The following is a 19,556-nucleotide window of genomic DNA, read 5'->3' on the forward strand; positions in this document are numbered from 1 at the left end:
CCCGATTCCAATACAAGCTACCTGTAGACTTAGGTGTATTATGAGTTCCTTGAGTTTCTGATTACAAAAATATTTTCATGAGAAAGCTTTACTTTTTAGTTCCAGGAACATACGGCAAATTTGCCTGCGGTGGACTTTGGGCGGAATTAAAAACAGTTAAACTCGCGCAGCAAATCTGTAGTGCTGATGTCGTCACTTATCGCCAAAGAGAAACAGACCAACTGTTTATTGATGATTTGCTGACAGCAGAAAATTTAGATGCGGCAATATTTGTGATTAGCTGGGGATTTGATATCGCTCAACTAGCTGCTAAACTCAAGCAATATCACGTTATCTACCATGCCCATAGTGCAGGTTACAAATTTCGCCTCCCTGGGAGTATTCCCATTATCACAGTTAGCCGCAACACAATGGGATATTGGGGGCAGAAATCTCCTAATTCTCTAATTTATTATTTGCCCAATCAAATTAGTAACGAATTTAAAAATTTACATCTGGACAGAGATATTGATGTTTTAGTTCAAGCCCGAAAATCTTCAGAATATTTAATCCAAGAATTAATTCCGGCTTTGCAGCAACAGTGTAAACTAAAATTAGTTGATTCTTATGTAGAAGATTTACCTGGGCTATTTAATCAGGCGAAGATTTACCTGTATGACTCCGCCGAATATTGGGCGCAACAGCTTGTTAGTGAAGGCTTTGGACTACAACCAATGGAAGCCCTTGCTTGTGGCTGTCAGGTGTTTTCCAGTGTCAACGGTGGACTGTCAGATTATTTAGATCCTGGATTTAATTGCTATAAAATCGCCGGATACTCAAAAGAGTATGATGTGCAACGTGTGATTAAGGCGCTGAGATATTCACAAACTATCCAATTACCAGAAGAGTTTTTTGCCGAGTATCGAACTGAAAATATTATCCAACGATTCCAAGTTATTTTGGCGGAATTAAACGAATTTTTTGACCACAAAATCGACTTTTCACACAATATTCAGGATTTGTCGAAAACTCGTGTGGCTAAACTACGCATTCAGAGTATATACAAAAAAGTCAGACAGAAATACTTTGAGTAATTTTTGCCATCAGTATCCCTAATTATTCAGGTTTATTCTCATTTTAGCATATACCTAATATAAAATAATGTGTAGTACAATGCGATAATCCATAAATGTGATCTCGGCTTACCTAGATTGCCATAGACATTTGGTGAAAAAGAATGTAAAGACGTTCCATGCGTCTCTACAAGGGAAGGGGTGGGAAAATTTCTATCTAATCATTAGATTTATTTATCATCAAAAACCAAATAAACAGATTTTTTTAATGTTAAAGTAGTCTGGTATACATTTATTATAAATAACTCTATTTTGTATCCTCAGTTTGTCTCAAGCTTAACTGAATTGCCCTCTAAATTATTAGCTTATATAAGTTATCTTTAATTCTCCCCACCAACTGGCTGTTACGAAAACTGTAACAGTATCAAGTTTTGTCTGTTCTCAATGCAATAGTAAACAAACGAAACATAATTTAGCGTCAATTCTGTATAGACAGCTAAAAACGTTGGGCAAACGAGGTAGCAGCATGAATCGGCAGAAACTAAGTGGTGTGGAAAAAAAATTCCTACAAAGACGTTATGGTGTGAGTCTAGGAAGACGCTACGTTTTAGCAGCAGCTAGTGTTGTTCTGTTCGGTGTATTAGGGTGTTCTCAGGTTAGTGGAAATACAAATTCCCTGACACAATCTGAGCAACCCTATTCAGAGACTCGCTTGCCAAAAAAAACCTTAATTTCTGATGCCAAACTCGTGGATGCTAATAATAAATTTGGCTTCAAACTGTTTTCAGAAATTTGGAAAAATCACAGTAGTCAAGATAACATTTTTGTTTCTCCTTCAAGTGTAGCGATCGCTCTGGCAATGGTATATAATGGAGCCAGTGGTTCTACTCAACAAGCAATGGCTAAAACCCTAGAATTACAGGGGATGAGTCTACCAGAAATTAACTCTGCTTACGCCACATTAAAAGAGTTACTAGAAAATCCTGATCCGCAAGTGCAATTGACTATTGCTAACTCCCTATGGGCAAATCAAGAAGCTACTTTGCAGCCGAATTTTCTCCAAAGCACCCAGGACTTCTACAAAGCCAAGGTCACGAATTTAGACTTTAAAGATGCTGCATCTGCCAATACTATCAATGAATGGGTTAAAGACAGTACCCGTGGAAAAATCAACAAAATAGTTGAAAAAATTGAACCTGATCAGGTATTGTTTCTGATTAACGCCATATATTTTAAAGGAAAATGGAGCAATCAGTTTGATAAATCACAAACTGCCAAACATCCTTTTACATCAATATCTGGGGAACAGAAGCAACACCCGATGATGTCGCAAACTGGCGAATATAGATACTATGAAAACGACCAGTTTCAGGCGGTGAGTTTACCTTATGGCGAAGATGGCAAAGTCAGCTTTTATATCTTTTTACCCAAAGAGGAATCTAACCTGCAAACCTTTTCTGAAAACTTGAATTTTGATAACTGGGAAAAATGGCTGTCTCAGTTTAGAAATCGAGATGGATTTATTCGCTTACCCCGCTTCAAAACCGACTATGATGTCACACTCAATGATGCACTAAAAGCTTTAGGTATGGCAGAAGCTTTTACCAATCAAGCCAACTTTTCCGGGATGGGAAAAAATCTCAAGATTAGTGAAGTAAAACATAAAACATTTGTTGAGGTAAACGAAGAAGGTACAGAAGCCGCAGCCGCAACATCAGTAGGAATGGTACCAACATCTTTTAGAGAAAAACCAGAACCTTTCCGCATGATTGTTGACCGTCCTTTTTTCTCTGTGATTCGAGATAATCAAACAGGCAGCATTTTGTTTATGGGTTCCATTACTGACCCACAGTAGTAAGCTTTTTGCTTTTGACCTTATTTTGGGTCAGGGCTTTACGACTAGGCTCAGGCTCAACTTTTGACTTTTGACTTTTGACTTTTGAATTGGAGCAAAGCGACTTGACTTCCCCTAGGGGTCTAGTACAGTACGGCGTAAATAGGACAACCATTTAAAATCAATCAAAAGCCTATAAAGTCAGACTTTTGACTTTTGACTTTTGACTTCCGCCTTGCGGTACTAGGGTAATGTCGGTTCGGAAACATTGAGAGGATTGTGTGGTTCAGGTGGTGGTGATTTTTCTGTAACAACGGGTGCGGGTTTCTCTTCAGCGTCACCGTTCAACCCTTGAGGACGCAAGGCGGTTAAAGCCGTCTTGATAATTACAGCAGTAGGTACTGCGACAATTACCCCTAAAAGTCCACCAACTCTCGCCCCTGTGAGAACTGAAATTAGTATCCAAACTGGGTTTAAACCAGTAAAGTTACCTAAAATTCGGGGTGCAATTAAGTTTTCTAAAATTTGCTGCACGATGACGGCGGCGATTAAAACTTTGACTCCCATAGAAAAATCTTGCAGCGCCACTAGGGAGGTAGTCAGGGCTATACCTACCGAACCACCAAAGGGAACCAGGGCCATGATGCCAATAGTTAAGCCAAACAACAGCCCAAATGGCACTTTCAGCCACAAAAACGTGGGAATTAGGGCTGATGCCATACAGGTAGATAATATCAGTTGGGTGATGAAAAAGTTTTGAAAACTGAGGCGGACTGTTTTAGAGAAAGGGGCGCGAAATCTCGTAGGTAGCCATTCTACTAAACTCTGCCAGAGTTCACCGCCATGCTGCAAAAGATAGAAAGTTAAAACCATTGTTAAGAGAAAATCTAACAGGCTGGTGAATGTCACCACTGCGAGATTTAATACTTGTCCGGCGATCGCTTGTAATTGACTTTTAACGCGATCGTTAATTTGGACTACCAGAGCATCAAGGTTAATTGGTAAGTTCAGGGTTTCTGCTTTCTGATTTAACATCATTAACTGAGAACGTCCAGAGTCGATTAACTCTGGTAATCGCGCCACCAATTGCTGGGCTTGGGTGAGGGCTAGGGGAAACAGGGTGACACCCAGGGCTAATAGTATGGATAAGGCGATTAAAAAGACTAAAATGGCAACTTGTTCTCGCCTAGCACCCTGACGCTCCATCCAGCTGACGGGATAGTTGAGCAGAAATGCTAAAACTGAGGCTCCAACTAAAATCACTATTAGGGAGTGGAAATAATGGAAAATTGCCGAAATCGCCCAACCATTGAGAACTAAAAGTGGGGCGCATAAAGCGATCGCCCCAATGCGCGCTATGGGTGTAAATGTTTGCCACCAGTTGAGTAGCTTGCGTGTCTGCATTTTTAGCCGATTGCGGGATATAACTGATTGACACTCTCCGGCCTCAAGACGCGGAGATTATTGGTTCAACGAGTCCACTTAAACTAGACTCCTTACGGGATCTCGCACAGAGGTGGTTGTCTCCCCAAGCTATAAAAAGTTTGTCTATAGCTTATTATCTCTAACTACATCATCCTATTTCATCTAGTAAATAGCTTACTCTCATGAAAAATCTTGAAGCAATTGAAGATTCCCAGTACACTCAAGACACAGCTACTTCTAAGAAACAGTTGTTTTTGTATTTAATTCCAGTATTGGGCTTTTTCCCATCCTTGTGGACTCTCTATCGCCGCCAAGGAACACGGGAACAACTGGTTGTGAGTCGTCTGTCTATTACTTTGGCATTCACTTGGCTGTTGGGGTATTCTTTGTTAGCAACTGGGGCCGCGACTTCAGAATTTTTCACATTGCGGATGTTAATCCTCAATAGCTTTTTAACATCTGGTTACTTTTTGGTCAGTGTTTGGCTAATTATTCGACTTATTCAGGGGAAATCTCACCGTTTATCAGGGTTCAGTCGTTTTGCCGAGCGAGTATTGGGCAAGTATTTGTCTTAATTTATGCAAATAATTCATTGTTTGGGAGTAATTTTACTGGATTTTGGCAAAATTGCAGATCATCCCCTTTCAGGTTTGGTAAAACTAACTTATTGTTGTCATACTTCAATTAATTATCTCCGGATTTGCCACAAAGAATGAGAAATCCTGCTATAAGTGTTGTGGTTAACATAACAGTAAGAAGTGAGCAAGGTTCATGAAAAATTAACTTGGATGAGTTAATTAGGTTGCATATTAATTAGTCGGAAAATTTACCGAGTTTGATCAGTAAGTGTGAGGAAGTCTGTGACCAGTCAAAGAACTTCGGCGAAACAAAACCAATTAGCTAAAGCCCTCAAATCGAAAAAGAAAAATTTCTACAACACTAAGTCTGGACGTTGGCTATTGTTCTGGCTGGGTATGAGTGGAATTGCAATGGTGTCAGCAACAGCAGGGGCGCTGTTAGCCGTTTCTTTGACCAGTACCCCATTGCAGCAAGCAGAGTTAAGTCCCCAAGAAGAGGCGGTTTTTGATAGCGATCGCATCTCTGGGGGTGGGTTACGATTCTCAGAATTAACTCGCCCCGTTAATCTCTTGGTTATGGGGATGAGCGTACTCCCATCTGATATTAACAATCCTCCCTCGGAAATTCAGAATCTTGGCTATGAACCCCAGGTAAACTCTTTTGATGGGCTGGCTGATGTCATGATTTTAATCAAATTTGATCCAGCCACAAACAAAATAGCCATGCTCTCAATTCCCAGAGACACTCGTACAGAAGTCATTGGCTATGGAGTCAAAAAACTGAATGCGGCTAATGTTGATGGGGGGCCAGCTTTAACTGCTCAAAGCATCAGTAATCTCCTGGGTGATGTCGCAATTGATCGCTATATCAGGATTAATGTTCTGGGTGTTGGTAAACTGATTGATGCTTTGGGTGGGGTGAAAGTACACGTTCCCAAAGATCTAAAATACCAAGATGATTCCCAACACCTATATATCAATTTAAAGGCAGGTGAACAGCATCTCGACGGCGATCAGGCTTTACAACTATTACGCTTTCGCCATGATGAACTTGGAGATATTGGTCGGGTACAACGTCAACAAATGGTCATCCGAGCGTTGATAGATCAAACTCTTAACCCTGTAACAGTAGCCCAATTACCCAACATTCTCAATGTAGTTAAAGACAATATTGATACTAACTTAACAATTGAAGAATTATTAGCTCTAGCAGGTTTTGGCGTGCGAACAAACCGTGCCAATATGCATATGTTCATGTTACCAGGTCGCTTTAGCCAACAAGATGAATATATTGCTAGCTATTGGATACCAAACAGAACTGGTATTTCTAGAATGATGTCTCAACACTTTGGTGTGGAATTAACTCGTGAACTGAGAGAGGTAAATTCCCGGTCTTTGCGAGTATACATTCAAGATAGTACAGGTAGCGATCGCTCTGAACTAATTCCTTTGGTCAGAAATTTACAAGCATCTGGATATGGCAAAATCCAGATATCTAAACCTTGGCATGAAACTTTAGCCGTAACTAAAATCATCGCCCAGCAAGGAGACGGTGAAAATGCCGAGTTAATTCGCAATACTTTAGGATTTGGGGAAGTGCTACTCGAAAGCACTGGGATTATTGATTCTGATGTTACTATCCAACTAGGTCAGGATTGGATACAACAAAAAAGTTTCTTTGAACCGACTTATTAAAACTTATCCCTTCGCGGAAAGACTTCCTAGAAATCAAAAGTGCTGAACACTCAGCACTTTTTTGTGAAAGGTTTACTTTAACTGAAAATTTTCATAAAATAATTTTATTACCAGATTCGCAGAATTATCAATGGACTGGATTACACTACTGCGATCGCTACAATTTGATTTTATTAAAAGGTTAACATCCGGGTTTTTACTTCATTGTGAAATAGAAGGTCAATATAGTGAATTAACTATCATATCTGGAGAAAGATTAAAGACATTACGAGAATTTTGCTGGCTGATGGCGGAAAAATATAAGCGGACTTCGCCAGTGCGTGACGTTTTTATTAACAATCTTAAAGGTAAACTCGGTGAAGAAGTTGTCAAAGAACGTTTAGCTGATTTGATTACCGAAGTCGATTATGAGACAAAATTCGGCGGCGATGGTAATATTGATTTTACCTTGAATTCTGACTCCAAAATTGGCGTTGAGGTGAAGTCTCGTCATGGGAGTATCGATAAAGTTAGATGGTCAGTTAGTTCTCAAGAAGTTGCCAAAAATGCAGTTGTAGTTTGCGTTTTAATTCAAGAAGAAGTCAACGAAGCACAACCGGAATATCACCTGTTTTTAGCTGGTTTTTTGCCGACGCAAATGATTAAGTTAAGAACTGGTAAAATCTCCTTCGGCATCAATCAATTATTATATGGAGGTGGTTTATGCTGCTATTTAGAACAGTTACAAAGTTCTACTAATTATCAATATTTACCCCCTAATTCATCCCCAAATCATCCTGATTTTTCACGCTCTGCTGAAAAATCGATGGGAAACCTGACCCCCCAACCCCCTTCCATACAAGGGAAGGGGGAGAATTTAAAGCCTCTGTCCTTGCAGGAGAGAGGTTTTTCAGATCCTGTGAAAAGTCAGAAAGTTAATCATGTAGAATATGGCGGTCAAGATTTAAATATATTTTATATAAACCAGGGTGATGAATGTTTTGACAAAGGTGAATATCAAACGGCAATTAATCACTATAATCAAGCCTTACAAATAAAAAATGATGGTGATAGTTATTATAAACGAGGTTTAAGTTCCTATCAATTAGGAGATTACGCAGCAGCAAGGGCAGATTTTTCTCAAGCAATACAGTTGAATTTTAATGATGGTAAAGCATATAATAAAAGAGGTTTAGCCCATTATCAACTAGGAAATTATCAAGAAGCAATAGAAGATTATAGTCAAGCAATCAGAATTAATCCTCATGTTGCCGTTGCTTATAAAAATCGTGCTGAAGCTCGTTCTCTCATGGGAGATAATCAGGGAGCAATAGAAGATTACACTCAGGCAATCAAAATTAATCCTCATTATGCGGATGCTTATAAAAACCAGGGAATTGCCCGTTATTTTATAGAATATCACCAGGGATTTTCTCAAGCAATTAAGGTTAATCCCCAGGATGCAATTGCTTACAAAAATCGTGGTAATGCTCGTGCTGATTTAGAAGATTATCAAGGTGCAATTGCAGATTATACCCAGGCTATACAGATTAATCCTAATTATGTAGATGCTTATTATAACCGTGGTAATGCTCGTTATGATCTAGGAGATTACGAGAGAGCAATTGAGGATTATAGCCAGACAATTAAGATTAATGCTAATTATGCTAACGCCTATTATAACCGTGGTAATGTTTATTCTGAGTTAGGAGATAAACAGCTAGCAATTGATGACTTTCGTAAAGCAGCAGATATTTATCGCCGAGAAGGTAAACTAGAAGCGCTGAAAGATGCTCGCGAAAGAGTTTCAGATTTAGAAATCACCGAATCATTAGATATTTTAAACTTCTAAAGTTTTCATCTATAGGAATCCGGTTTGATTTATGAACAAATTAAGTATAGTAGGGTGCGTTAGGATGAAATCCGTAACGCACCATTATTAAGGCTTTGGTGCGTTACGCTGCGCTAACACACCCTACGTGTTTATTCAATAATCAAATAGTAGTCCTATATATTCATCTAAGTAAGTGGGTGTAAATAAACATAACTATACTTTTGTCATTGCGAGGAGGTACGACGAAGCAATCGCAAGGGTTTTGTCATTTTTACATTCTGTTACATACTTTGCTCTATTCGTTCCTACCTACTTATATTCATCTATATTCATCTATATTCATCTGTGTGGACAATTATCTTAATAATCATCAACAGCGAAAAAGCCAAATCGCTATTTTTGTTCTTCTAATTTCCGCAATTGGTTCTCTGTACGCTCATAGGGTTTTGTCTTTGGTCGCCAGGAGCCAAACAGGTAAATCACAAAATTGTTCATAGCTGTACGAGTCTGGGTACTGGCTTTTCCTAAAGCACCAGGTAAAACCTGATCTCCTGCGGCCACAAACAGTATAAAACCAATGAGTATAAAAGGCATATATTGTTTCATGTCTAAATCTCCTCACAGATGGCACTAGCGCAATTAATAAATACTTATGGCTGATTTGTCAAGTCAGTCATAAATTTTAATCCTGATGAACTTTGTAAAACAAAGGTTACAAGTGTTAAGAATTTTGTGGGTAGGAGGATAAGCAGGCGATGGGGTTCTTTCTAAGGGTTTTCACATAAAGTTACCGTGAAAACTGTGAGGGATAACACTGGGTAATCCTAATCTGCAAACCGGTTCTGCATCGAGGCGATCGCTCTCAAATACCCAAACTTCGCTATTATGAGAATTACCATCATAAACCACTGTCAAAACCCAACTTTGTACAGGTAAAGGTTCGGAAGGATAGCAATTTTCTGGTAAATTAGCTTCAGTGAATGTTTCAGTCTGATGATCGAACCGTCCAAAGGTATTTAATATTTCTTGACTAATATCTGTACCTTCTCGGAATGACGACATATAGGTATAACGCGAAGCTTTCCCTACATTTGGCTTGGGTACATTCGGAAATTCACAACTTCTATCGGATAGTTGCTGAATCGATGTCACTTTAGCAGTTTGGGGTTGCAGATGAACTCGCGTCAGGGTACTTTTAGCTGGGGTGTAAGTTTTTCCTGTAGCTACTTCCCGCAGATATTGATTTGTTTGAAAATCTCGATAACGGGCGAAATCTACCACCACATCACCACTATCATCTACATAACCATTGGCAAAATGCCATTGAAACCAAGGTTCAGTTTCTCCACGATTCACCAAAGTTAAGGTTTCACGGTCGAATACCAAAATTTGAGTTCCCAGTTTTGGTTTCCACTGGAGAGCATCACTGTAGCTGCTGATACCTGCAAGGATAGGTAAAAGATTTAAGCGCACCGCCGGAATGAAAAATATCAGATATTGTCCTGCGAGAACAAAATCGTGAATTAATGGCACACCTTGTAGTTTAACTTCAGCTTTTTGAATTATCTTACCACTAAAGTCACTTTTATAAACATTCAAAGTGGCATTCATTCCCGGACTGATACCAAAGTTAAAAATTTCTCCAGTTTGGTCATCCACTTTCGGATGAGCAGAATAGGCTAATCCCTGACTCAGACCATCTAAATCGTCCAAACCCCGTGTTTCTAAGGTCTGGAGGTCAAGAGAATGGGGATTTCCACCTTCCCAAAGTGCTAGAAGCTTGTTAGGTAATGGAAGGACTGAAGTATTAGCAGCATTCTTCACTGGTTTGAGCCATTGATTCCAAACTGGTCCGGGTGCAGTCATGCCATAATTACCGTAAAGCAGTTTGCCGGCTGCGGCTTCTTCTTGATAGCCAGCAGTCTGCACATAACGATAAACTGCGGTAACACCATTATCGGTAAAATTAACTGCCAAAATTGCGCCGTCACCATCAAACCAGTGTCCGACAGGTATTCCACCACGTTCTAAGCGTCCTGGTCCATTGCGGTAGAGTGTACCACGTAAGCCTTCAGGGAGTTGACCAGAGAGAATGGGTAAGGGGGTGAGGGGAAATTCTGTTGCAGGTTGAGCGATAATCGCACCTGCCCAGGTTTTATGAGTTAATGGTTGAGTAGTTGTTGCCATATTTTTAATGGGAAAGGGAGAATATTAGAATAAAGCTGACCAAAAAGGCGGAGGGGCAGGGGGCTTTCTAGCAGGGGGAGCAATCCCTGTCCCGAAGCCGTGAAGCGGAGCGGAACATGGGTATCAAGCCCCGCCCTTCCAGGGCGTTCTCGATTGGTGGGAGTACAAGCTCCTTCCAATCCTCCCCCCTGCTCCCTGCTCCCCGCTCCCCTGCCTCTTTTGACCCCATGCTAAAAAATTTCCGCAGTTCTACAACTAACGATATATTTTTTAAATCTAACCCAGACAAAATCACTGTTTTTTGTTGAATCTATGAAGTCTTATTTAGCCGCCGCTATTCAAATGACCAGTGTATCCAATTTACACAAAAACTTAGTCCAGGCAGAAGAATTAATTGATCTGGCTGTGCTTCGAGGTGCTGAATTAGTTGGGTTACCAGAAAACTTTTCTTTTATGGGAGAAGAGAAAGACAAACTGGCACAAGCAGAGGAAATTTACCGTGAATCTGCCCAATTTCTCAAAAAAATGGCGCAGCGCTATCAAGTTACCATTTTGGGCGGTAGTTTTCCAGTTCCTGTAGAGAATACAGGCAAGGTTTATAATACTACAATTCTGATTGACCCCAGTGGTGAAGAACTCTCCCGCTACTATAAAGTACACTTATTTGATGTTAACGTCCCCGACGGCAACACTTATCGAGAATCTAGCACAGTTGTAGCTGGTCAGGAACTCCCTTCAGTGTATTTCTCAGAAAACCTCGGTAATATCGGGCTTTCTGTTTGCTATGATGTCCGCTTTCCGGAATTGTATCGACATCTGTCAGATAAAGGAGCTGAGGTGATGTTTGTCCCGGCTGCTTTCACCGCCTTCACTGGCAAAGACCACTGGCAAGTATTATTACAAGCAAGAGCTATTGAAAATACTGCCTACGTAATTGCACCTGCTCAAACTGGCAATAACTACGACCGTCGCCATACTCACGGACACGCGGTGATTATAGATCCTTGGGGTGTTATTTTAGCTGATGCTGGTGAACAACCGGGAATTGCGATCGCCGAAATCAAACCCTCTCGTTTGGAACAAGTCCGCCGTCAAATGCCTTCTCTAGAACATCGAGTATTCTAAATCCCTAACACAGGCGCGATTCATCGCGTCTGTATAAGAATGCAGACCATAGCATGAACCGTATGCATCCAAGAAGTTTTATTAAGATTTATCATGAAGCTACCAAAAACTATCAAACTGTTGATCAGTCTTAGCCTCATGGGGCTTGTGTCTTGCAACGGTACACCCAACAATAGAGAAGAAGCCACATCACCAGTAAATGCCACATCTGTGTCTTCGGAAACTCCAGCCTGTAAATTTGTCACAGACGGGGTTGGTTCTCTTGGAAAGGTGAAAGTCAAAGCTGAGGAAGTAGTCACAGGTTTAGAGGTTCCTTGGGGAATTGCCTTTTTACCCAATGACAAAATGCTGGTGACAGAAAGACCAGGCCGGGTAAGATTAGTGGAGAATGGAAAATTAAAGCCGCCTGTTGCTACAGTAAATGTTACAGCTTCCGGTGAAGGTGGATTACTGGGAATTGCCGCACACCCAGATTTTGCCACTAACCGATATTTCTACTTATACTACACCACAGATAAAAATCGCTCGCCAGTTAACCGAGTTGAACGTTGGCAATTATCCTCAGATGGATTGACAGCATCATTAGACCGAGTTATTATTGATGATATACCAGCAGCAATATTTCATAATGGCGGGCGTTTGCGCTTTGGTCCAGATGGAATGCTTTATATTGGCACTGGTGACGCTAGAGAACCGCAAATTTCTCAAGATGTTGAAAGTTTAGCTGGTAAGATTCTGCGCTTAACTCCAGATGGGAAAATTCCCGCAGATAATCCATTTCCCAATAATCCCGTTTTTATTACTGGGATTCGCAACACTCAAGGTTTTGACTGGTATAATCCATCAACGCTATTTGTTACAGACCACGGTCCCAGTGGAGAATTAGGCAGAAGAGGTGAAGACAAAGTTTCTGTACTCCAAGCTGGTGATAATATGGGCTGGCCGGCTGTGGAAAACTGTGAAGCTGAAGCAGAATTTGTGCGTCCTTCACTGGTTTGGCGTGAAGCTGCACCTCCAGGCGGAGCAGCAATTTATACTGGAGATGCTATTCCGGAGTGGAAAGGTAATTTAATTATTGGTACTTTGCGTTCCCGACATCTGCATAGAGTTGTATTTGACTCAGATAACCCCAGTCAAGTGTTAACTCATGAAGTGTATTTTCAGGGAAATTCCCCCAATGGTTTTGGGCGAATTAGAGATGTAATTATGGGGACAGATGGTGAGTTATACATCACTACGAGTAATTGTGATGGTCGTGGTAATTGTCCTCAAGGTCAAGATAAAATTATCCGCATCACACAATGAAATTGGCAAGAGGCTCAGATCCCCGACTTCTTTAAGAAGTCGGGGATCTTTATTGAATATGGCTATATTTTGCATAAAGCTAAGACTCAGGATTTAGCTGTAATTGGCTAGGATTATTTAGTTTCATAAAACTATCAAAAGCATACCATGCCAAAACATACCAAGGGATAATTTCCAGTTGCAAACCTTTGACTAGAATTTGTCTCACAGCTAATATACTCAGTCCTAGAGGGAAAATAAAGCGCAAGTCAACTTCACCGCTTGTCGCCTGTTCAAAGCGTTTATTTAAGTTAATAATTGCACGTTTCACATCCTCTGCTGCTTCGGAGTTACCCTCAGTAATATCAGCAAAAGTCACGCCTAAATCTAGTAGTGTCGTCAACACATTTTCTAATGTGGCATTTCTACCATCATGGTTGATGATAATACTACCAGAATTAATATTTGTTCGTACCTGAATAATCTGAGATTGTGCCTTGAGGACATTAGTAATACTTTGCATTTCTCTAGGATGACGATGAGGTGGAGAAATTCTCAAACGTATTCTTCCAGGAGTATTACTAATGATTTTAGTCGATATGGGTTTAGCTGTAGTTTTGAAACTTGCTTTTTCCAGAACTTTGGCTATCTTGGTGGGATGACCATAACTATTTGTTAACACACTGTAGCCCTCCTGAATGATATTTCTGCTCGTAGTAGGGGCGAGTTAACAGATACAGCACATTTGAGTTATGTGAGGTACACAAGGGCGGGCAGGATGCCCACCCCACCAGAAGATTTATGATATTATTAACCGCCATGTTCTGCTGTGTTGTCAGCAGATACTTCAAATGTTGGTGTTTCTCTTTCTTCGGCAATTTCAGCTTTCGCCTCGGCTATAATGTCTTCCCAGGTTTCGCCCATTTCTGCAAATACGCCTTTGCTTTTTTCGTAAGCTACCATTCCACCTTTGACCAGTGACTTGGCTATGGGTTTACCAATTCCCGCGACTACAGGAATCAGGACTGGTGCTAGTAATACTGCTCCTATACCGGCTATAATTCCAGGAGCGCCAGCATCTTCAACGAAATCAGTAATTTTAGGTGCCATAATTAATTAACTCTATTTAGATGTAAGTTAGCCCTTTAGCTTAATCTGCGCGGGGTTGTCATCTCATCTTTCTCGTGGTAGAGTTTGATTAGACGCAGGTTTGAGAATCGGACGTAGACCGTTTACCCCGGCAATGATGGTTGAACCGTTGTTAACTACTGTCGCTGCTAAGGGGTTAAGTCCAAAGAAAACGGCGATCGCCATTGCTGCTAAGTTAGGAATAACTACAATATTGGTGTTTTGCTGAATTAGTTGCTTTGTCTGACGCGCGATCGCGATCGCCTGTAGTAAACTATATAAATCATTCTGCATTAACACTACATCTGCTGTCTCACGGGCAATTTCGGAACCATCACCAAAAGACACTGAAACATCAGCGTAGGCTAAAGCTGGCGAATCATTAATTCCATCACCAACAAATGCAACTGTTTTTCCTTGTTGATGCAGTTGACTAACAATGGCGGCTTTTTCTTCGGGAAAGGCTTCGGCGTGGGTATGACTTGGGGAAATACCTAAATCAGCAGCGACAGTTTTAGCTGTTTCTCTGTTATCTCCGGTCAACATATGAACTTCCACACCTTCCACGGTCAATAAGCTGTTAATTACTTCTCGACTTTCTGGGCGTAGAACATCACTATATTTGATTATACCTTGAAGTTGACCGTTACTAGCAACATAAATCAGGGAATTTTCTGATTTTTCTTCTCCATTGAGCGACTCCATATTAACGCCTTGCTGACGCAAAAAGCGATCGCTCCCTACATAAACAATTTCGCCATCAATTTCGGCTTGTACCCCTAAACCCAGTTCATAGCTCCAGTGTCGGCGATGGGGAATTTCTACTTCCTGGGCTTGAGCGTAACGAATTATCGCCTCAGCTACTGGGTGTGTCAAGCGCTGTTCCGCCGCCGCCGCTAGTGCTAAAACTCGCAAGCTGGAAATGTCGGGATGGCAACTTTCCACTTCAATAACAGTGACTTCGCCTTTTGTCAATGTCCCGGTTTTATCAAATACAATGGTATCAACTGCTGCTAGTTGTTCTAAAGCTCTACCACTACGAATCAGAATACCTTGGCGGGCGGCGTAGGAGAGGGCAGCTAAAACTGTTGTGGGAATTGATACGCGAATACCTGTGCATAAATCTAGAGTCAGCACACTGGCTACCCTTGCCGGGTTGCGAGTTGCGGCAAATACTACCCCAGCAAGTAACAAAGTTGGCATTACAGCTAGTTCAGCAATTTTAATTGCTTGGTTTTCCATGCGAGTATCATGGACTGGGGCGGCTTGAATTAACTGGATACTCTGCCCAGCACGAGTGTTATTACCTACTCGTTCTGCTAAAATATAAACTCGCCCTTCTCTGACTAAGGTGGAAGCAAAAACAGTTTGTCCTGGATTTTTTAAGACTGGTATAGACTCGCCTGTGAGTTTCTGTTCATCGAATAAGGCTTTACCCCGGAGAATTTTGCCATCAATGGGGACTTGTTCACCAGGATAGACAATGACTGTATCACCTCGTTGCAAATCTTGGATGGGAATTTGTTGCTTTTCCCCATTTCGTTCTACCCAGACAAATTGACCCAGACAGTTGAGTAAATCTAGGGTTTGCATTTGGGAAGACCGGGCTGTGCGATCGCGGATATTTTCCCCAATTTCAATTAAACTCAACATCAGGGCTGGTGTGAGAAATCTTCCTTGGAATGTTGTGATGGCGATCGCCAGAAAATCCAAAAAGTCAATATTCAGTTTTCTCTGTGTTATAATGCCTGACAGCGCTCTTTGAAATACAGGAAATGTGGCTAAGGCTATACTTCCCACTACCATAATTGGCGGTATGGGTAATCCTAAACTTCCTTGCAGCACTGCTAAACCGGTAGCCGCTACAGAGAACTGCATACCAGGACAGGAATCAGTTTTGACGAGTGTAGTCGCTGGTTTCTCATCTGTGATAACTATTCCCGCTTGACTCGCCGCTAATATCAAACATCTCAAACGCGATCGCATTTTAGCATCATTCACTGCACTGGATTTATAATTAACCACCAGTGAAGCCGCCGCAGAATTGATTCTCACGCTTGTGACTAGAGGATCTGATCTGAGTAAAGTTTGCAGACGCTGGGCATAATCTCTATTATAGCGTAACTGAGGCACGCGCCACCGCACTCTTCCCGGAATTGCATGAATTACATTGCAGGACGTTTGGGGAATGTCTACAGTTCTATTTCGTTCTTCTACAGTCTCCTGAAATGTTTCTAGTGAAGGTGAAGCGATTTGAAGGGTAACTTTTGTCATTCCTGCTGAGTTAAGGTTGATCAATTTGATAAACGAACCACAGAGGCACAGAGGACACAGAGGTAAGAGGGTTTGAGGGTTTTTTTTTATTTGGAAGTTTCTTGACGGTGGAATTAGGTGGCTGATTGCAGATTCGCTGTTATCTTATACAGCCTTTTGTAAGTAAATGAATTACATACATCTTCTGTGGGTTGTTATTTGATCTATAATGAGAGCTTTGCTATATAATCCAGAGAAAAAGACATTCCTAGATGTTTCATCTCAGCCCATAAGCTGGATACGTTTGGCTGGATAATTTCACTGGAGTCACTAGACACTTTCACAGAATTTCCAGATGGGTGAATTTCTTCAGCCAATTCTATTAAATTTACCCAATGAGTTACAGCTAGTTTAGCAGGTTGATAGGCGATCGCAATGGATGCTGCATGATAATTGACTCGCAGGTTCACCACTTGGGGATCTGCTTGCAATAACTTTTCTAGTCTCCGCCCATAGGCTTTATCTTCGGCGAGTCGCGGTAGATGAAACCTGATTCTTCCAGGTATGGCATGAACAACAGTATAAACTGTTTCCACAATTGTGCGCTCATCGCTTGTTACCACAGAAGATGCAGTAGTTTTTTCTACATCTGACCCCGAAAACTTTGGTTCTACATAATCAATTACCCGACGGGTAGCATCTGCGGTAATCATATACACCGGAATCGCTGCCAAACCACTGATTCCCAGCCCTCCTGTCACCGCCAAACCTGTCACCAAGGGAATCAACGAAACAGATTGTTCTTGCCAAAAATCCAGAGATCTCCACGCAGCGAAGGCATCGACATTGCTGACTGAAATTGGTTTAATCTCAAACTCTTGCAGGATACTCAACATTTGCGACAATGACACCAGTCTATCATCAAATGTCACCACCAAACTACCTGTTTGCTGATTAGCACAAACTTCTCTCACCCCTTTGTACTGCCGTAAATCTGCGGATATTTTCTCTAATTTTTCGTTTAAACTAGCCTCAGTAGCGCGGATGCGGATGCGCCCGTTCGTTGCATGAACAATTTCTAATCCCCCAGCAGAAAATTCTGGGCTGGTATTTTGATTTATCTGCGGATTCAAACCGCAACTACTGATATCTTTTGTCATTTAATCAATAAAATATACCAGAAAAAAGGTTAACAATAGGTTAAATATAACCATAAGCTTCAGTGTCCAGTCTCTTCCTTGAGAGATATCTTGAACTTAGGTATGATTAATTACTCTTTTTTGATATTCATCCTCAGTAATCATGTCCAGAGAGTTCTCAACACGATCTACAAACACCACACCATCGAGATGATCATACTCATGTTGAAAGATCCGAGCCACAAAATCAGTTAATTCTTGCTTTTTAAACTTGCCATTGCGGTCAGTATATGCTATGGTTAAATGTTTATATCTGGGAACTAAACCTCGAATCCCAGGAACACTTAAACAACCTTCCCAACCTTTGACAATTTCAGTAGAATGGTCAATTATTCTGGGATTGATCATGGCAGTAGGCTCCATAACCGGGGCGTTGGGATACCTGAGATTAGGGCGGGAAGCCACGATAAATAAACGATAGGATGCGGCTACTTGAGGCGCAGCAATTCCCACGCCGTTAGCCTGAGCAACTGTTACAGTCAAGTCGTCAATCAGCTTTTGAATGTATTTATCTTGAGTATTTTCCACCCAAGCCGCTTTTTGACGTAGTACAGGATCGCCCAATTGAATGATTGGTATGAATTCCGGCATGATTAGGAAGACGCGATGAATCGCGCCTGTACAAGAGAGTAGCGAATTTAACCTTTTGTTTGTACTGGTAAAGGTGCAGGACTAACTGCTATTGCAATAACCTGTCCATTGCGTTCCACTTGTATTTGTAAAGGAATACCAATTTGGCTATTTTCTACCAGTTTTTGTACTTCTTCAATTTTAGTCACAGGTTGGTTATTAATACTTTGAATCAGATCACCAGATTTTAGTCCAGCAATAGATGCAGGCGATCGCGGGACAATATCAATTAATAAAACGCCCTGGTCTGCTGTAAAATTTAAGCGATCGCCGGAATTTCTCTTGATTGTGGCTTTAATCTCTGGTGTTAAAGTCACCATTTGAATACCTAAGTAAGGATGATCAACCCTCCCTTTAGTGATTAATTCCTGAGAAATTCTTTGTACTGTGTTAATGGGAATAGCAAATCCTAACCCTTGAGCGCCGCGAATAATTGCTGTATTCATCCCAATTACCTCCCCACGGGAATTTAGTAATGGTCCGCCAGAGTTACCAGGGTTAATGGCGGCATCGGTTTGAATAAAGTCAACGCGCTTATCACTCACCCCAATATCACTACCAGAACGCCCCGTAGCGCTGATTATACCAGAGGTAACAGTATTATTCAACCCTAAAGGATTACCAATGGCAATTACGGCTTCTCCTGGTTGCAAGACATCAGAATCGCCTAGAGGTAAAACTGGTAAATTATTAGCCTCAATTTCGATTAAAGCCACATCTGTAACCGGATCTTCCCCCAGCACTCTACCATCAAAAGTCCTACCATCCTTGAGGGTGACAGTGACAGCATCAGCACCGTCTACAACATGAGAATTAGTCAAAATTTGACCAGAGGAATTAATAATAAATCCAGAACCGCTACCCCGCTCTATTTGTGGCGGCTGTGATGACTGGGAATTCCCAAAATACCGCCGCAGAAATGGATCAGTTGGTACACCACGAGACTGTACTATTCTAGACGCATCAATCCGAACTACTGCATCTCCCACGTTTTGTACAACTGCGACTACAAAGTTAGGATTTTCACCAGATGAGGAGATAATTGCTGGGGTACTCAGAGCCGAACGGCGCTCATTGGGATTTTGAGTCTTTACCTGAGACTGAGGATCATTTCTTTGACTCTCAGGGGTTTTGGCTGGTAGCAACGAGCAACCGCTCAGAGACACCACTGCTAACCCACTCAGTAGCATTAACTTGATCATACTGCTTGATTTCCTCCTGTGAGGCCAACCCCAGGCATCAATATCTTGGACTTTCAAGTTATGCTCTGTTTTATCCATCTGTCTTTGTTTCTCCATGCTAGTGAGTGGGTGGTAGGATATTGCCTACTGGGTATGTCCTGGGAATGATTAC

The 19,556-nt window shown here is 41.3% G+C and carries 16 protein-coding genes; 7 read left to right on the forward strand and 9 right to left on the reverse strand.

All coding sequences use genetic code 11. From position 1 onward, the window contains the following. The first annotated feature begins 77 nt into the window (after positions 1-77). Both NSP_RS23550 and NSP_RS23555 read left to right on the forward strand, forming a co-directional pair. Positions 78-1,073 carry a glycosyltransferase gene (locus NSP_RS23550; protein ID WP_006196006.1) on the forward strand — a complete coding sequence of 332 codons (996 nt, stop codon included), beginning with the start codon at positions 78-80 and terminating at the stop codon, positions 1,071-1,073. A gap of 505 nt (positions 1,074-1,578) precedes the next feature. Beyond that, complete coding sequence (locus tag NSP_RS23555) at positions 1,579-2,907, forward strand: serpin family protein (RefSeq protein ID WP_006196005.1); 1,329 nt, start codon at positions 1,579-1,581, stop codon at positions 2,905-2,907. 222 nt (positions 2,908-3,129) lie between these two features. On the opposite strand, the gene NSP_RS23560 is transcribed toward NSP_RS23555, so the two are convergent. After that, a complete protein-coding gene (locus tag NSP_RS23560) occupies positions 3,130-4,290 on the reverse strand; it encodes an AI-2E family transporter (protein ID WP_006196004.1) in 1,161 nt (386 codons plus the stop codon). 203 nt (positions 4,291-4,493) lie between these two features. Here NSP_RS23560 and NSP_RS23565 point away from each other — a divergent pair, with 203 nt between their 5' ends. The 3 genes from NSP_RS23565 (at position 4,494) to NSP_RS23575 (ending at position 8,415) form a co-directional block, all read left to right on the forward strand. Further along, positions 4,494-4,886, forward strand: a complete 393-nt coding sequence (locus tag NSP_RS23565; RefSeq protein WP_006196003.1) for a hypothetical protein — start codon at positions 4,494-4,496, stop codon at positions 4,884-4,886. A 285-nt stretch (positions 4,887-5,171) separates the two neighbouring features. Next, the gene (locus NSP_RS23570; protein ID WP_006196002.1) at positions 5,172-6,584 is read left to right on the forward strand and encodes an LCP family protein; all 1,413 of its coding nucleotides are present in this window, start codon (positions 5,172-5,174) and stop codon (positions 6,582-6,584) included. A gap of 130 nt (positions 6,585-6,714) precedes the next feature. Then, on the forward strand, positions 6,715-8,415 hold the full coding sequence (locus tag NSP_RS23575; protein WP_017804478.1) for a tetratricopeptide repeat protein: 1,701 nt from the start codon (positions 6,715-6,717) through the stop codon (positions 8,413-8,415). Between the two features lie 375 nt (positions 8,416-8,790). On the opposite strand, the gene NSP_RS23580 is transcribed toward NSP_RS23575, so the two are convergent. Together NSP_RS23580 and NSP_RS23585 are read right to left on the reverse strand one after the other, a co-directional pair. Further along, positions 8,791-9,003, reverse strand: a complete 213-nt coding sequence (locus NSP_RS23580) for a hypothetical protein (RefSeq protein ID WP_017804479.1) — start codon at positions 9,001-9,003, stop codon at positions 8,791-8,793. Between the two features lie 171 nt (positions 9,004-9,174). After that, positions 9,175-10,584: a carotenoid oxygenase family protein gene (locus tag NSP_RS23585; RefSeq protein WP_017804480.1), complete on the reverse strand. Its 1,410-nt coding sequence runs from the start codon at positions 10,582-10,584 to the stop codon at positions 9,175-9,177. A gap of 312 nt (positions 10,585-10,896) precedes the next feature. Here NSP_RS23585 and NSP_RS23590 point away from each other — a divergent pair, with 312 nt between their 5' ends. Together NSP_RS23590 and NSP_RS23595 are read left to right on the forward strand one after the other, a co-directional pair. After that, the gene (locus NSP_RS23590; protein ID WP_006194452.1) at positions 10,897-11,709 is read left to right on the forward strand and encodes a carbon-nitrogen hydrolase family protein; all 813 of its coding nucleotides are present in this window, start codon (positions 10,897-10,899) and stop codon (positions 11,707-11,709) included. Positions 11,710-11,802: 93 nt separating this feature from the next. Next, positions 11,803-13,014 carry a PQQ-dependent sugar dehydrogenase gene (locus NSP_RS23595; RefSeq protein ID WP_006194451.1) on the forward strand — a complete coding sequence of 404 codons (1,212 nt, stop codon included), beginning with the start codon at positions 11,803-11,805 and terminating at the stop codon, positions 13,012-13,014. Between the two features lie 79 nt (positions 13,015-13,093). On the opposite strand, the gene NSP_RS23600 is transcribed toward NSP_RS23595, so the two are convergent. The 6 genes from NSP_RS23600 to NSP_RS23625 all read right to left on the reverse strand — a co-directional run bounded on the left by NSP_RS23600 (position 13,094) and on the right by NSP_RS23625 (position 19,483). Continuing rightward, on the reverse strand, positions 13,094-13,675 hold the full coding sequence (locus NSP_RS23600) for an HMA2 domain-containing protein (RefSeq protein WP_006194450.1): 582 nt from the start codon (positions 13,673-13,675) through the stop codon (positions 13,094-13,096). Between the two features lie 128 nt (positions 13,676-13,803). Continuing rightward, positions 13,804-14,103, reverse strand: a complete 300-nt coding sequence (locus NSP_RS23605; RefSeq protein ID WP_006194449.1) for a DUF5132 domain-containing protein — start codon at positions 14,101-14,103, stop codon at positions 13,804-13,806. 63 nt (positions 14,104-14,166) lie between these two features. Next, positions 14,167-16,395 (reverse strand): heavy metal translocating P-type ATPase, encoded by a 2,229-nt coding sequence (locus NSP_RS23610; RefSeq protein WP_006194448.1) that lies wholly within the window; start codon positions 16,393-16,395, stop codon positions 14,167-14,169. Positions 16,396-16,598: 203 nt separating this feature from the next. After that, entirely contained in the window at positions 16,599-17,534 is a 936-nt protein-coding gene (locus NSP_RS23615; protein WP_006194447.1) for an HMA2 domain-containing protein, read from the reverse strand. A 96-nt stretch (positions 17,535-17,630) separates the two neighbouring features. Beyond that, entirely contained in the window at positions 17,631-18,164 is a 534-nt protein-coding gene (def, locus tag NSP_RS23620) for a peptide deformylase (RefSeq protein WP_006194446.1), read from the reverse strand. Between the two features lie 47 nt (positions 18,165-18,211). Further along, complete coding sequence (locus tag NSP_RS23625; protein WP_006194445.1) at positions 18,212-19,483, reverse strand: HhoA/HhoB/HtrA family serine endopeptidase; 1,272 nt, start codon at positions 19,481-19,483, stop codon at positions 18,212-18,214. Positions 19,484-19,556: the final 73 nt, after the last annotated feature.

Origin of the sequence: Nodularia spumigena CCY9414, assembly GCF_000340565.2 — a bacterium.
Lineage (GTDB): Bacteria > Cyanobacteriota > Cyanobacteriia > Cyanobacteriales > Nostocaceae > Nodularia > Nodularia spumigena.